Source organism: Lysinibacillus alkalisoli (assembly GCF_014643595.1).
Classification (GTDB): Bacteria; Bacillota; Bacilli; order Bacillales_A; family Planococcaceae; genus Metalysinibacillus; species Metalysinibacillus alkalisoli.
Window position 1 is genome coordinate 245,690 of the sequence record NZ_BMJT01000001.1, and the last position, 15,545, is coordinate 261,234.

Annotated in this window: 9 protein-coding genes and 1 pseudogene; 9 read left to right on the plus strand and 1 reads right to left on the minus strand. The window is 34.6% G+C overall.

Translation table 11 applies throughout. The annotated features are described in order from the left end of the window. Window positions 1-135 precede the first annotated feature (135 nt). From IEW44_RS01070 to IEW44_RS01090, 5 genes are all read left to right on the plus strand, one after another. A complete protein-coding gene (locus IEW44_RS01070) occupies window positions 136-849 on the plus strand; it encodes an NAD(P)H-binding protein (protein ID WP_188613165.1) in 714 nt (237 codons plus the stop codon). 44 nt (window positions 850-893) lie between these two features. Then, window positions 894-2,741 (plus strand): cation:proton antiporter, encoded by a 1,848-nt coding sequence (locus tag IEW44_RS01075; protein ID WP_188613166.1) that lies wholly within the window; start codon window positions 894-896, stop codon window positions 2,739-2,741. Window positions 2,742-2,834: 93 nt separating this feature from the next. Continuing rightward, window positions 2,835-3,389: an NADPH-dependent FMN reductase gene (locus tag IEW44_RS01080; RefSeq protein ID WP_188613167.1), complete on the plus strand. Its 555-nt coding sequence runs from the start codon at window positions 2,835-2,837 to the stop codon at window positions 3,387-3,389. A 117-nt stretch (window positions 3,390-3,506) separates the two neighbouring features. After that, entirely contained in the window at window positions 3,507-7,205 is a 3,699-nt protein-coding gene (locus IEW44_RS01085; RefSeq protein ID WP_188613168.1) for an AAA domain-containing protein, read from the plus strand. Beyond that, window positions 7,205-7,939 (plus strand): hypothetical protein, encoded by a 735-nt coding sequence (locus tag IEW44_RS01090; protein ID WP_188613169.1) that lies wholly within the window; start codon window positions 7,205-7,207, stop codon window positions 7,937-7,939. Before IEW44_RS01085 ends, IEW44_RS01090 begins: the two co-directional genes overlap by 1 nt. A gap of 78 nt (window positions 7,940-8,017) precedes the next feature. On the opposite strand, the pseudogene IEW44_RS01095 reads toward IEW44_RS01090, so the two are convergent. After that, window positions 8,018-9,895, minus strand: a pseudogene (locus IEW44_RS01095) (DNA topoisomerase III); the annotation flags it as partial. A 73-nt stretch (window positions 9,896-9,968) separates the two neighbouring features. On the opposite strand from IEW44_RS01095, the gene IEW44_RS01100 reads away from it, so the two are divergent. Genes IEW44_RS01100 through IEW44_RS01115 form a run of 4 tightly spaced genes read left to right on the plus strand, consistent with a single transcriptional unit; the run spans window position 9,969 to window position 15,432 of the window. Then, the gene (locus IEW44_RS01100) at window positions 9,969-11,204 is read left to right on the plus strand and encodes a site-specific integrase (protein ID WP_188613170.1); all 1,236 of its coding nucleotides are present in this window, start codon (window positions 9,969-9,971) and stop codon (window positions 11,202-11,204) included. After that, window positions 11,201-13,117 (plus strand): DNA-binding protein, encoded by a 1,917-nt coding sequence (locus IEW44_RS01105; protein WP_188613171.1) that lies wholly within the window; start codon window positions 11,201-11,203, stop codon window positions 13,115-13,117. Before IEW44_RS01100 ends, IEW44_RS01105 begins: the two co-directional genes overlap by 4 nt. Window positions 13,118-13,127: 10 nt before the next feature. Next, window positions 13,128-14,762: a tyrosine-type recombinase/integrase gene (locus IEW44_RS01110; protein ID WP_188613172.1), complete on the plus strand. Its 1,635-nt coding sequence runs from the start codon at window positions 13,128-13,130 to the stop codon at window positions 14,760-14,762. Continuing rightward, on the plus strand, window positions 14,749-15,432 hold the full coding sequence (locus IEW44_RS01115; RefSeq protein WP_229704126.1) for a hypothetical protein: 684 nt from the start codon (window positions 14,749-14,751) through the stop codon (window positions 15,430-15,432). Before IEW44_RS01110 ends, IEW44_RS01115 begins: the two co-directional genes overlap by 14 nt. Window positions 15,433-15,545 lie beyond the last annotated feature (113 nt).

The window sequence follows — 15,545 nt, forward strand, 5'->3', positions numbered from 1 at the left end:
CCTTTCCTATAGGGTAGTAAAGTATAACCTGTGTTGAAATATAGCATGTCAAATATAGAAAATCAAACGACTTCTGTCGAAATAATAAGTAAGGATTTGTCATAACACAATCATCATATTAAAGGAGTGGAGTTCATGAAAAAACGTTCTGCTATTGTTGTCGGTGCTACAGGTTTAGTTGGTCAAGCATTGACACAACAATTATGTGAAGATGATAACTACGTAGATGTTACGATTATTGTGCGTACTGCGCCTCAATACCGTCATCCAAAGCTAACAATAAAAGTGAGAGATTTTGAGCGCATAGAGGCAAGAGATATTGATTTTGCTCATGAAGTGTTTTGTTGTTTAGGCACAACACGTAAAGCGGCAGGTAGTAAAGTGGCTTTTGAACGTGTTGATTTTACCTACCCCTTATTAATCGCTTCACTAGCTAAGAAAAAAGGGATCCCTCATTTTTTAGTGATTTCTGCAATGGGCGCAAATGAAGCCTCCCGTTTTTATTATAGTCGTGTAAAAGGAAAAGTAGAAAAAGCATTAATCGCCATGGATTTTGATCAATTGTCCATTATTCGGCCTTCTTTATTACGCGGAGAAAGAGCTAAATTTCGCCTAGGTGAAAAGAGTGGCGCTGCCCTGCTAAAAGTTATGAAACCTTTATTACAAGGGCCTTTACGTAAATATCAAGCGATTGAAGGTGTGCAAGTAGCACAAGCTATGCGTTGTATTGCCTTATATCAACCTGTACAAAAAGTTAAAGTGTATACGTCACAAGAGCTACAAAATATTGAGCCACCTTTACAAAATGAAGATGACAAAAAGACTTTTGATTGGTCAAAACGGGGGTAAAAGAATAAAGTGACATTTCAACTTACTTGAAAGGAAGTGAGTACATGTTAGACTCATTGTTATTTCAAATTTCGTTAATTGTATTTTTAGGCATTTTATCGCAATGGCTAGCGTGGCGTTTTAATATCCCTGCGATTGTAATTATGTCTTTTGCAGGATTGTTAGTGGGCCCTGTATTACATTTATTCGACCCATCAGAGAGCTTTGGTGCGATATTTAATCCGCTCATCTCATTAGCTGTAGCGATTATTTTATTTGAAGGTAGTTTAAGTTTAGATTTTAGAGAGATTAGAGGCTTTCGTAAACCGATTTTTCGCATAGCAACAGTGGGAGCATTTGTCGCATGGATTTTAGGTTCATTAGCTGCCCATTATCTTGCGGGGTTATCTTTACCTGTGGCTTTTGTAATTGGTGGATTATTTATCGTAACGGGGCCAACTGTTATTATCCCATTATTACGTCAAGCTAAATTAAAAGAACGCCCTGCCTCTATTTTAAAATGGGAAGGTATTGTGGTTGACCCATTTGGTGCTTTATTAGCGTTATTTGCTTTTAATGTGGTGTTATTCCTTGATGGGCACTCTACTGGTACAGCGTTATTGGCTTTCTTCGCAGCGTCATTATTCGCTGTAATTTTAGGTGTAGGTATAGGCTTTGGGTTAGGGCTTATTTTAGAGCGGGGGATTATTCCAGAATATTTAAAATCACCAACCGTATTTGCTTTTGTCTTGATTGCTTTTGCGATAAGTGATGCTGTCATGCATGAGACAGGTTTATTAGCGGTCACCGCAATGGGTATGATTATGGCAAATATGCATCTATCATCAATTCGTGATATGCGTCATTTTAAAGAGAATGTTTCTGTATTATTGATCTCAAGTGTTTTTGTAATGTTAACAGCTTCATTGTCATTAGATACGTTGCTTAGTATTTTAGATTGGCACTTATTATTATTTGTACTAGCTATGATGTTTATTGTACGTCCATTATCAATATTTATTGCTACGATTAATACAGGCATCCCTGTAAATGAAAAGATATTAATTGGTTGGATTGCACCGAGAGGTATTGTTGCATTAACGGTATCAGGTTTTTTTGCTACAGTGTTAGTAGATGCAGGTTATGAGGACGGTCAATTATTAACAGCATTAACGCTTGCTTTAGTATTTGCTACAGTTATTGTACATGGCTTTTCTATTAGTTGGTTAGCGGATAAATTAGGTTTAACAGCGACGAAGGAAGCAGGTGTATTGTTAGTAGGTGGTTCGCCTTTTACAGCATTACTAGGTAAGGAGCTTCAAGACTTAGGCAAACCTGTGATGATTATGGATCGCAACTGGCAAGAATTACGTGATGCGAGAAGGGTAGGTGTCCCAAGCCTAGCTGGAGATGTTTTGTCAGAGCAAACAGAGTACAGTGTAGATTTAACCCCTTATGAAAAAATGATTGTTGCAACACCAGATGATGCATATAATGCATTAATTTGTTCAAGCTTCGTGCCTGAATTAGGGCGCGAAAATATTTATCAAACGACTATGCATATGAATAATCCTCATGATTATCGTAAATCTTTAGGTGGCAAACTATTGTTTGAGGCAACACAAGATATCCATCACTTAAATGAGTTAGTAGAGGCAGGTTATGTATTGCGCCGTACATCTGTAACTGAAAAATACACCTATGAGCAATTTATGCGTGCTAAAGATAATACTACAATCCCACTATTCGTCTTACGCAGTGATGGCGCATTGTCTTTTTTTGTTAATGGTAAAGTGCGTAATGTAGAGGATGGTGATAGTATTATTAGTCTAGTATCACCAGCAATTAAAGAGGCTCGTATACAAGAACGACTAGAGCAAGAGCGAGAGAAGCAAACTACGCCAAAAGACTGATTTTGATTAGCGTTTGAGAGATTTATTACTTTCTAGGAATTTGTTTTGCTACAATAGAGATATACTATTAATTCTTTTGGAGGGTAATAAATCATGAAAATTTTACTCGTTGACGGCACCGTATTGGGTCGTAAAACGGGCGCGATTTTACAAGAGATTGAAGGCTATATTCAAGAGCTTGCGCCAAGCTTTGAGTTAGAGATTATGTATTTCAGTGAGTATGAGCACCAGATTGTTGATGGCACGCCATTAAATGACGATATGAAGAAACTTGTTCAAAAGTTTGAAGAAGCGGATGCTTATATCATGGCAACACCCATTTTCCAAGGTTCAATTCCTGGAGTGTTAAAAAATGCTTTTGATATGTTACATCCGAAGACAATGCGTTATAAACCTGTATCCATTGTAGCAAATGGTGGCACATACCAACATCACTTAGTGGTTGAAAATCAGCTTAAACCTATTTTAGATTATTTCCGTGCGTTAGTGACACCGAATTATGTCTACACACATGCGACGCATTTTGATGCTGAGAATACTATTATTGATGATGGTGTGCATGATCGTTTGCGCGAGTTAGCGCGCGTATTTGTACAGTATTGTGAAATGAGTTCAACGTTAAGTAAAGAGGCAATTGATCAAAATTAAATGACAGTATGATAGGCTATGTGGAAACCATATTTGACCACATAGCCTTATTTTATTTTTAATTAAAGACTGTGGTAGAATAGAACGTATGATTGTAAAAAAAGGAGGTGTGCAATAGTGCGTCAACAATGTAGCTTAATTTTAACGAATCATGCTAAAGAACAGCTCGAGAAACTAGGATTGAATGAGCATTTTTTTGATATACAAGGTTATTATGCCGCCCATATTGAGCGTGAACAAGGACAAGAAGCAGATGAATTAAAGTTAAAAATAATAATGAGTAGTCAAGAAAATGCATACATCGAAAAAGTATTGCCAACTACTGTCATCATTATGCATTGTTTGTTAAAAGAAGATGGGCTATTGCTGCTTCATTTTCACCAAGATGGATTATTTCGTCATCCCCACTTACAAACCAATTATCGCTTAAGTGCTAAGCTTAAGTTTATTACAGCTAATTATCGCCGAGGTGTAATGACACAAACTTTAAAATCTGCTCTCCACCAATTACCTATTGCTAAAGAGCGTTCTGAATATGTGCAAAAACGTATTGCAGGGTGGGAAGGCTATTTAAAAATACAAGAAGATAAAGAAAAGATAAACGATATTGCGTGTCGTTATCAAGACGCTCACTTTAACGAATCTTTTACTCAATTAACAGTATTTTGCCCAACTTTAACAACGAAACAGTTAAAAAAGTTAGAAGACTTTGGTGTTAGTTTGGATGACCATAAAGAAATTGGGCAGGTCGTTCGAATGACCAAACAACGTATTACAATTTCGCTCAATAAAAGGGCCCAACATTTAGCTCGCAAACAACAACTACTGCAACATAAAAAGTTGCGTTTTAGTAACCGAGCTACTTTGATACAGCTACAACGTTTGCGTTTAGGATTTCAACAACTCGCAGATGGTTTAGCAGTTAATCCCCACTTAGAACAATTGCTATTTGATAAAAAGCCAGAAGTAGCCCCACTTAAAACAACGGAAGTTACTTTTCATAATGATCTCAATGAGTTTCAACAGCTTGCAGTAACTGGAGCCTTAAATGCTGAAGATATTTTTTTGATACAGGGCCCACCAGGCACAGGTAAAACGACGGTCATAGCAGAGATTTGTTTGCAAAGTATTAAGAGAGGTGAACGCACTTTAATTGCGTCTCAGTCTAACTTAGCAGTTGATAATGCACTTGGGCGGCTATTAAAAGATGAGAAAACACGTATTCTTCGCTTTGGTCGTACAGAAAGTATTGAAGAAGAGGGACGCCCTTTTATCGAGGAGAATGTAGGTTATTATTGGCTAGAGCAAACGACAAAAGCAATGGAAGCGGCTATTCAATCCCAACCAGCGGCCCTTCAACAACAAAAACATGATCTACAGTTACAACAAGAGCAGATAGAACAACTACAACAACAACTACAAGAGGCTAGACAGGCATTAGCCAATAAACAACAAGCCGAGCAACAGTTACAGGCAGCACGAGCAACTATTGCTCGTTGTAATGAGCAGTTTGAAGAAATAAAAGAACGAAAACAACAAATTGAAACAACACAGCAACAAGCTGAACAACAATTTAAACAATTACTACCGGAGTTAGACAAGTTAATCGAACAGAAACAGCATACGCCACTTGATAAAATAACAGCGCAAATCATCGCACAAACTGAACATCTTCAAGCGCTAGAGCAAGCAAAAGAGTATGCTGAAGTTAAACAAGCGTATGACCAACTTGTGCATACTAAACAATTCAATGAAGTGCGTGCCAAACAATGTGAAGAAGCGCTTCAATATACGCACCGTTTAACGACGCCACAACACGTTAAACGTTTTTTTATGCATTATGAATTATCACTTAAATATGTACCATCTTATTTAGGTGGCTTATTAAAGCAATATGGACAATTAAATAAGCAACAAACTTTATTAGAGCGTATTCAAAAAGCAGTGACAGTATTATTTCACGCTTATCAAAAACAAGACAAAGCCCGACAAGAGGCTAAGCGCTTGCAGCAAGTACCATTGTATTTCACTCATGAAAAAATGACATTAGGCTTACAGGCAATTAATGCACAAAGAGAACAACAAGCGATTAAACATTGGGAGCAAACAAAAATATGGCAATGGTTACAAGCTTTTTTAGCCATACGACAGTTTTTAGTTAATGGTGTACAAAAATTACCTGAGGTAGAGACACAGCTCACCCAAATGTTACCTCAATTGCAAAAAGAATTAGAAAAAACATTACAGCAAGAGATGATGTATTGTCGGTTCATGAAAAATAATACATCACAACAACAATTAACACAGCTAGAACAACAACTTGCTACATTAACTAAACCGACTTTGTCCATCAAAGATCACCATGAATGGCAAGTAGAGCTTACACAAAGCAACGAGCAATTACAGCAACTACAATTACAAGAAATGCATGCTCAAGTATGCCTACAGCGACTACAAGCAAAAGAAAATCAAATGGCTGAGTTACAGGCACAAATTCAGCAATGTAAGCAACAAACGGAGGATAATCGTCAGTTATATCGCCAATTAAAAAAAGAAGGTAAACAAGCCGAACAACAAATCCAACAAATGAAAGCCTTACTAGAAACAGACCCTACATCTGTAATTACAGCATTAGAACAACAGTTAGCCAAAGCGCAAAATACGTATGAGCTATTAGACGAAAAAAGGACGATACAACCTGTGCTTGATGACTTACAGCAAACATGGTTAACCTTATTACAAGAGGCAACTGACGCAGATGTCCATAAAATTAGAGAATTATATGTAGCACATGCCAATGTCATCGGTACAACTTGTGTAGCCTCTGCACGTAAAGAATTTGCAGAGAGTTATCGTCACTTTGATACCGTTATTATTGATGAAGTATCAAAGGCTACACCACCCGAATTATTACTTCCGATGTTAAAAGGAAAGAAGGTAATTTTAGTAGGGGACCATCATCAACTTCCACCGTTATTAGGTGATGATACGTTAGAAGAGACGATTGAGCAGTTAACAAAAGAGCAAACAACATTTGATGGTAAAAAAGAATTAACTCAACTTTTAAAGGAATCCCTATTTGAGCGTCTCTTTAAGTCATTACCCGCAACAAATAAACAAATGCTAGCGATACAATATCGTATGCATGAACAAATTATGCAAGGCATTGCCCCCTTCTATGCGCATGAAGCAGGTGGTTTACAATGCGGTTTAACAAATTCAGATGAAGCACGTGACCATAAACTGACTACCTCTTATTTTGGACGACAACATCATTTCATGTGGATAGATACGCCCGCACAGCCGCCGTATTTTGAGCAACGTATGACAAATGGTACGAGTCGTTTTAATGAAGGTGAATTGCATATCGTAGAGAATATGTTAGTCGAAATGAATGAAGCTACTGCAGTAGCCAAACAAAACGGATTATTACCACAAGAGACTCAAAAAAGTGTAGGCGTTATTAGTTTTTACGGGGAGCAAGTCAAACGTATAACAAAGCTTGTACAAACGTTGAATTTACCGCATTTATCCATTCGCACAGGTACTGTAGATAAGTTTCAAGGAATGGAAATGGATATTGTAATGGTGAGCATGGTGCGGAATACGCAGCAAGGTGGCGATGTGGGTTTTGCGAAAGATTATCGACGTTTAAATGTTGCCTTATCGCGAGCGAGACAGCTACTTATGTTAATTGGCAATACAGAGATGTTTACTACAAAAGCAAAACAGCAAGCGACTAAAGAGATGTATAGTACATTAAAAACAACAGTTGAACGAGCAAATGGTTTAGTGAGTGAGGTGACTTTAGTATAGTGAGTGATATCAAACAACAATTAATCCGTAATGAATTATTAACAGATTTAACTATCAGTTTAATAGAAAGTAGCGAATTTAGTTTGCCTCTTCATTTATATACTGTAACGTATCAGCCGTTAAAGCGCGCAACGATGGATATTTTAATGAAGATGATTTTGTTGACCATTCAACGTGTAAAATTTAAAGATACGGCAGCGTTTAGTCAATTATTAGCTGTAGAGCCTTTATTTATTGAAGGAATTTTACAATTATTAGCTCAAGAGCAACTCATACAGCGTGAAGAAGGATATTATACAATAACAGCTCGTGGTGAAGTGCAATTGCAACGTGGTGAGTTCGAGGTGCTATTAAGCGAACAACAACAAGCACTATTTTATAGTCCATGGCACGGAGAGTGTGTGCAGATTGGGGTGCCATCTGTAGAAGCCATAGAGGATTTTCCTCCGCTCTTTCCCTATATGAAAGAGCAACCATTCACAACAGAAATAGCCCTGCAAACATTACAAAACCAAACGTCTGCTCAAGCAGAGTATCAAGAAGTTATTACAGATGTTTTACACATCAGTGAGCCGCAAATCTATGATATTCCGTACTTATCTTTTGTTTTATATCATAAAGAGGAAGGCATATTTTACGCTAGAGTATGGGATGTTTTGCAACAACAATGGGATCAAACATTAGCAGATGCGCTACAAAAACAACAATATCAACAGTGGGTTGAGCAAGTATAAATGCCCCATTTGAAAATAAGACAAACAGGCACTGACAAATGATACATGTCAGTGCCTGTTTGGTTATTATACGATTGACTAATCGAGTTTTAAATTTTTAAGTGCATCAGCAAATGGATTATTAATCGGTTCTGCTTCTTTTTCCTGTTGTTTCATAAACTTTTGTACACTGCGTTTATCTACTTTACCACGACCTTCTTTTTTACGACGTGCTTCAAATGCAGATAATTTTTCGCGGTAGCCACATTTACAGACAAAGATTTGTCCATCACCTTCACCACGTAATTCCAATTTCTTTTTACATTGTGGACAACGTGCATTTGTCACACGAGCGACATTTTTCTTATGCCCACATTCGCGATCTTGGCAAACAAGCATCTTGCCTTTTTTACTGTTTACCTCAAGCATTGGTTTGCCACAATCAGGACAAGTTTTAGAAGAGATATTGTCATGCTTATATTTTTTATCACTAGCTTTAATATCAGCTACAATTTTTTTTGTGTGTTGTTTCATTTCATTAATAAATACTTCTTTTTTTAATTGCCCTTTAGCAATCAATTCTAATTTTTGCTCCCACTCTGCTGTTGTGGCAGGTGAGCGTAAGGCTTCTGGTACTAAATCTAATAATTGACGACCTTTAGATGTAATATAGATGTCTTTACCGCCACGTTGCTCAATCATAAAGGAGTTAAATAATTTATCAATAATATCAGCACGTGTAGCTACTGTACCTAAACCACCTGTAGATTTTAGCGTGTTTGCGAGTTGTTGATTGTTTGTCTCTAAGTACTTTGTTGGATTTTCCATTGCGGATAATAACGTTGCTTCATTAAAACGAGCAGGTGGTTTAGTTTGCCCAGAAGTCTGTGCAATTAAACGAATATCTAATGTATCCCCTTTGCGAATGCGAGGGAAAACTTGCTCTTTCATATCGTCTGTAGATGCTTCATCATCAAAACGATTGGCATAGACTTCTTTCCATCCAGCAGCAATAATCGTCTTCCCTTTGGCGATAAAGCTTTCTGTACCAATGGTTGCTCTCAATGTTAATTGTTCAAACTCATGTGCAGGATATAGCACTGCTAAGAAACGTTTTACGACTAAATCATAAATTTTACGCTCTTTATCTGTGAATTTTGCTAAGTTAACATATTCCTCTGTAGGAATGATGGCATGGTGATCAGATACTTTGGCATTATCAACAAATGCTTTATTAGCTTTAATAGGTTTCGTTACTATTTTATTGGCAAGTGTGCGATATTCACCTGTACCACATGCTTTTAAGCGCTCAGGTAATGTGCTAACAATATCACTTGAAATAAAACGAGAGTCGGTACGAGGGTATGTTAGCACCTTATGCTGCTCATACAGTTTTTGCATAATATTTAATGTTTCTTTCGCAGAATAGCCAAAGATTTTATTGGCATCACGTTGTAATTCTGTGAGGTCATATAAACCAGGCGCAAACGTTTTTTTAGGCTTGCTATCAATTTCTGATACTTTAGCTGATTCATGACTAATAGCTTGTACAATTTTATCAATTTTGGCTTTATCAAAACTGCGTGTATTCCCTTTCGCATCTTGCCATGTTAGTTTCAATTGATCGGTTGTTTGTGCCTCAATCCCGTAAAACGTTTGAGGTTTAAAGTGTTTAATTTCATCTTCACGTGCAGCAACCATAGCAACGACAGGGGTTTGTACACGCCCACAATTTAATTGAGCATTGAACTTTGTCGTTAAGGCACGTGTAGCGTTTAAACCAATATACCAATCCGCCTCACTACGTGCGACAGCAGCTTGATATAAGTTTTCATAGTTTTTGCCAGGCTTTAAATTAGCAAAGCCGTCTTTAATAGCTTTATCTGTAACAGATGAAATCCATAAACGTTGTACAGGCTTACGATAATGTATTTTTTCTAAAATCCAACGTGCAACCAATTCGCCTTCACGCCCTGCTTATCTCTATAGTAGTGTACAATATAGAAATGCACATAAATATCTGAAAAATAAGTTTTTTAGGAGGGCTAAATTGTCTAATGTAGTAGAACTTCAGAATAAGAACCAAAACATTAAATTCTTTGTAAACCCTGTGTGGATTGACTACGTTGTTGATGGAAATGGAAAAGTTAAAGAAAAAAAGCATATTTGTTTGATTGCTATTAAAAATATTGAGAAAGTAACATATATTAATCATCATTTAAGTGATTTCATTATAGATAAATGGGGACTAAAATCTTTTAATACACAGAAGAAACACGCAACAAATACAGTGAAATTTCTTAACTTCTTAATACATCGATATCCTGCACTAAAGATAAATAATCTAATTGACCTTACAGTTAGCCAGGGTACTATGTATTTGAATTGGTTGGGGACAACAGGTGTTTCTCAAGATACTGTAAAAGATGCTGAAAGAACGTTAATACATTTCTATGTATGGGGAATCAAAAAATCTATATTTACCCAAGTAGATATTACAGAATTTAAAGAACAAATATCTGAGCAGAATAAAGTATATTTTCAATCACCCTTTCAAGTAATTTATCCTCAAAAGAAAGTGAAAGAACTTGAGCATGTAATTCCATTTGAATTTATACCTGTATTTTTAGAAATTGCAACTATACATGCTCCGAGAATAGCTTTAGGAATTTACCTACAGATTTTTGGAGGCTTACGTGTATCAGAAGTACTTAACATAAAAAGAACCCAAATTACTAAGACCCTTGTAAGCAAAGAATTCATTTTACAAATAGAAAATCAAAATTTCAGAACAGACTTAAAAGAACATGCATCTGTTAAGAAAATACGCACTCAAGCTGTATTAGATATAAATGGTTGGGGCTCAACTTTATTAAGAAAGCATTTAAATATTTACCAGTCAAAATCAACAAACGCTCTTTTCCTAAACTCGAGTGATAAACCGATGTCTGGACGCAGCTATAGACAATATTTCGAGAAATGCAAAGATCGCTTTATTTCTCAACTAGAGACCTCAGAGCAAATAGATCATCGTATCGTTGCACAACATTTAAAAAACATAAAATGGTCAACACACATTGGCAGAGGAACTTTTACAAACATTGTAGCCAACGAGGCAAGTAACCCTTATGAGATTGCTCATATGAGAGGTGATTCAAGTCTAGAATCGGCCCTTTCTTACATGGTTTCAACATCTCGCATTCATCAAAAAATTGAAGAAAAATTAGAGACTATGCATGAAAGTTATATACCAAATTTAATTGTAAGGAAAGGAAATAAACAATGATTCAGTTAGAGAAAGAACTATATACACTTAAAGAAGTCGCTCAATTAGTAAATAAATCTACAGATGCTATACGGAATGCTATTTATCCAAAAAATTCAACAGTTAAGTTGAATGTTATTAGAAAGGACAGAAGAGTTTTTATTGAAAAAAAAGAAGTGGAACGTTATATAAAATATTTAGAAGGTTTATACGAGTTAGTTGAAGTAGATAGTGAATATGCAATGAATAAACTATATGCCGATATAACAGAAATCCCTAAATTAAAACAAACACAGGAATTATTTTTTGGTTATAGTCGTATTTGTTTTAGTAAAATGACTGGTTCAAATGCTTATAAAACAGGTACAATTGGCCAATTTATAAATTTTTATAATAAATTAGTTACAGTTCTTGAAGATGATATTTTCAAGCTTAGTCCAGATAAAATTAATGATTTATTTTTAAAAGAAGATTTCTTGAAAACTAAAGAAAGATTACTTTTCACAAGATTTATAAACTATGCATTCGAACAGAAAAAAATTCCCTTAAAAAATAAGTTACTCGCTGTTCAAAAAAATACTAGGTCTGAAAAAGAGATATATTCACTTGAAATGTTTAATCAAATTTATAGACATGTTCAAAACATTGAACTTCATTTGCAGCATAGTATTAACAATCGAAACTATGCAAATATGTGGGTTTATACGACCTTACTCTGTTGCGATTTTATCAGAGGAAGCGATTTGATTTTAAACACGCCAATAGTAAATTTAAAAGATTTAGAAATTGAATATGAAGAATTGCAACGTGAGAATTTCGCTTTAACAGATACGCAAATTCAGCATGTTATCAAACAAATATACTTTTCTTTTAGAAATAAAAGAGCATCTAAAACTGGTGAAATATTAACATTTTTAATACCAGCAAGCCTTGAAAAACCATTAGCCTATGCAATGGTCTGCTCTGAATATTTACGAAAAGAAGACGAGTTACAACTTGATACGTTTATTGAAGGTAAATATAGAAAAGTACGCACTCAGGGGTATATTACACACTTGAAATTTTTCAGTAATTATGAACAATTTATTGATTTTAAATTTAGTAGTCTAATTATGAACCGTTCTATAGCAACTTATTTATACGGTTCGGTTACTGAAGATAGTGCATATGATTCTGAATTAGCTCTTATATTAACGCAAACAGCACGCTCTCATAAAAGTGAAGATAGTACAAAAAATTATATTCAAATGATGAGTAAAGATGGCTCACTAGAAAGAGTGTCAAATAATCTTTTTAGAAGAGGACATTTTGGGTGGCTTTATGATCAATTACTAAAATTTATCCTTTCTGATGACTATAAAAATAAAGTTCTAGAAACGAGAACCATTGAAATTGAAAAACTAAAGGAATCTTTTTCACTTAAAGAAGTAGAATCTTTGGCTGCATATGCACTCAATTATTTAGAACCGCATACTATTAATCAAGAGATTTCTATAACCAATGTGATGAACTCAATTTACGAAAAAAGGATAAAAGTTATCCATAAAGTGATGCAACTGAAACAAGAAGAGATAAGTACTTTATTTGAACAGCTAGCCACGCATTCAATGCCTTCAAAGATTGAACATGCTCAGTGCTTAATTGCGCCAAATTGCGAGTACCCAGCATTAACAAATTGTATGTACTGTGAATATGTATTACCACAAAATTTAATATTGATACAGTTAAATCAAGAATTATTAAGGCTATTAGAAACGATAAATACTACTGAAAATCTAAATATATTAAAAAGAGAAAATCGATTCCTGTTACATTGTTTCTTGATTTTAAGCGAAGCTAATAAAAATTTCGGAAAAGAGCACGTTAAAGCTTATGTAGAAATAGACAGAATAAAATCTCTTATCACTGAAAATACAAATAAAATTGAGATTTAGGGAGATTAAAATGGAGATAAGAAAAACATTAAATGAATCTGAGTTCACAAAAATAGAATCGATTAGCCAAGTTTATCAAAATGACTATACTCTGAAAGATTATCAAAAAATTTTCGATGATTTATTTGATATTAATAAAATTCGTAATTGTTCTTTTACAGACCCTATTTGGTATATTTTCGACCCACTTTCGCAATTAGATTTACATATGCGATTCAATTTAATTAGTTATCCTGATATTAATTTGCATTTGAGATTCTATACGTTGCTCAGAATTTCTTCAGGCAAAGCTGCTAAAACTGTATATGATGAATTAGCATCTCTAAGAAAAGTAATTTTGTACTCTAACGGATTTCAAAATGTTGAAAAACTAAAAGAATTCTTCATAGAAAGTATAAACAACTATAAATATCTAGGAAATCATTTAATCATGGTAACTAAAATATTTATCGATTTCTACAGATGCGAGAACTATCAAGAAATCTTAGATTTATGCGAGAGTATGCCTAATTATAAAAAATCGATTAGAGAGCTTCCAAACTTCCAAGATGTTTTAGCGTTAGATGATATTATCAATAATTATTTCAAAAATAGCCATCTCAAAGAAAACATTACCTATCTGCCAATTTTAATTTGGTGGTTACTTACAAATATTTTACCTATGCGACCAAGTGAGTTTTTAAAGCTTAAGAAGGACTGCTTAATTAAGGATGAAAAAAATCAAAAGTTCCATATTTCTGTTCCTCGTATTAAAAATTTGAATAGTGAACTTAATAACTCCCTTCACTATGATTTAATTACAATTGATGAAGCGACTTATAAATTATTAATGTCTGCAAAAAATCAAATTAATCATTTTTTCCCAGATAATGAATACTTATTTCCTTCGGGCATCTTCAATATTAATGCAAAAAATAGTGGTACTAAGAAAAATTCAATATTAAATTTAAGAGATTTCAATGATTTAAAGGATAGGTTTTATAAAGAGATTGTTGAGGGGAAATACCAAAAATACGATTTAGAACGAGTTAAAGCTGGCGATACTCGCCACTTTGCAATTATTAATATGTGTTTACAAGGCTTTAGTATGCATAATATAGCTACTTTAGCTGGTCATACAGAGTTAAGAATTACGCAAAGTTACTTTAGTCATACAAAATCATTTGTTCAATCGTATGTATACAAATTAACTCAATTAAAACTCGAAAGCGATATTAGTCATAGAATGGATACCGCTATTATTGGGTGGAAAAAATATCTGGTTCATAAGTCTTCTTTAGAGAAAAAGAATGTAAATAAAAATCATGTCGGCAAAATTCAATATGGCTTTTGCATGGAACTTAAAGAAAACTTCCCTAATACATGCATTGAGTTTTGCGAATTTTGTCCTAAATACATTTTCGCACCAAGTGTAAATGAAAGTGAGGAAGCAATCAAGTGGCTCTCTTATCAATCTGAAGAATTAGATAAAAAAATTGATGAGGTACTGGCACTTTTAAAAAGTTTAATCTCGTTACCTCAAAGGTATGGTAATGATTTGAATATAGTAGAGCGTAAAACGGCTGCTCGCAAGCTACAGCAGTTTATAGAACTAAAATCGAGCGTAAACTCTCAAATTGAAGGAGTATTAAATGGACGGAATTAAACGAGGGAAGCCACAGCAATGGACAGATGAACAGCTAAAGGAAATCGCATTAGAAGTAAAGTACAAGTCACCTAATGGTAAACTTACTGCTTTGTATCTAGAAAAGGAAACTGGTATTGGTCGGAATACATGGAGCCGACGAATGAAAGATTTTATTAATCAATTGAACGCACCTGTACATGTTCCTTCTCTTAAAGAAGGCGGCATTATTACAATTCTAACTGTGGATGAGTTATTTGAAAACTATGGTGACAATATAATTGAATTGAAAAATGAAATCGCGAAACTACTTAACATCATTAACGATTTATACAAAGATGTAAAACAAGTGGAAACACTTAAAGCAAATAAAACAAAACTTCAAACGGAGCTTGATATTACTAAAGAAAAACTAAAGCAATCCAATGAACAAAAAGTACATTTTGAAACTCTATATAATCAAATTGTTGCAGAAAGTTATTTTCCGCATTTATATGGGCGCTCGGAAAATTTGCGAGCAGCTAATGTTAAATCAAAAATTATTCCGCTGCCTCAAAATCCAGATGAGATTTTAAATTTTACTGAGCCCTTAAAAACCTATAATGATACTATCGAGAAAAGTAACATGAAGGAAAATGAAAGTAATGATGTCATAAAAAAATTAAACAGTAGATTTGATTTAAACTTATAGGTGAATCGCCATATTACCGCAAATTAATACGCTAAAGAATATACAATATTTTATGCATAGTGTAAAACAGACTAAATAAGTGAAAATGTTGCTATTTCAGCGGTTAGAACGCT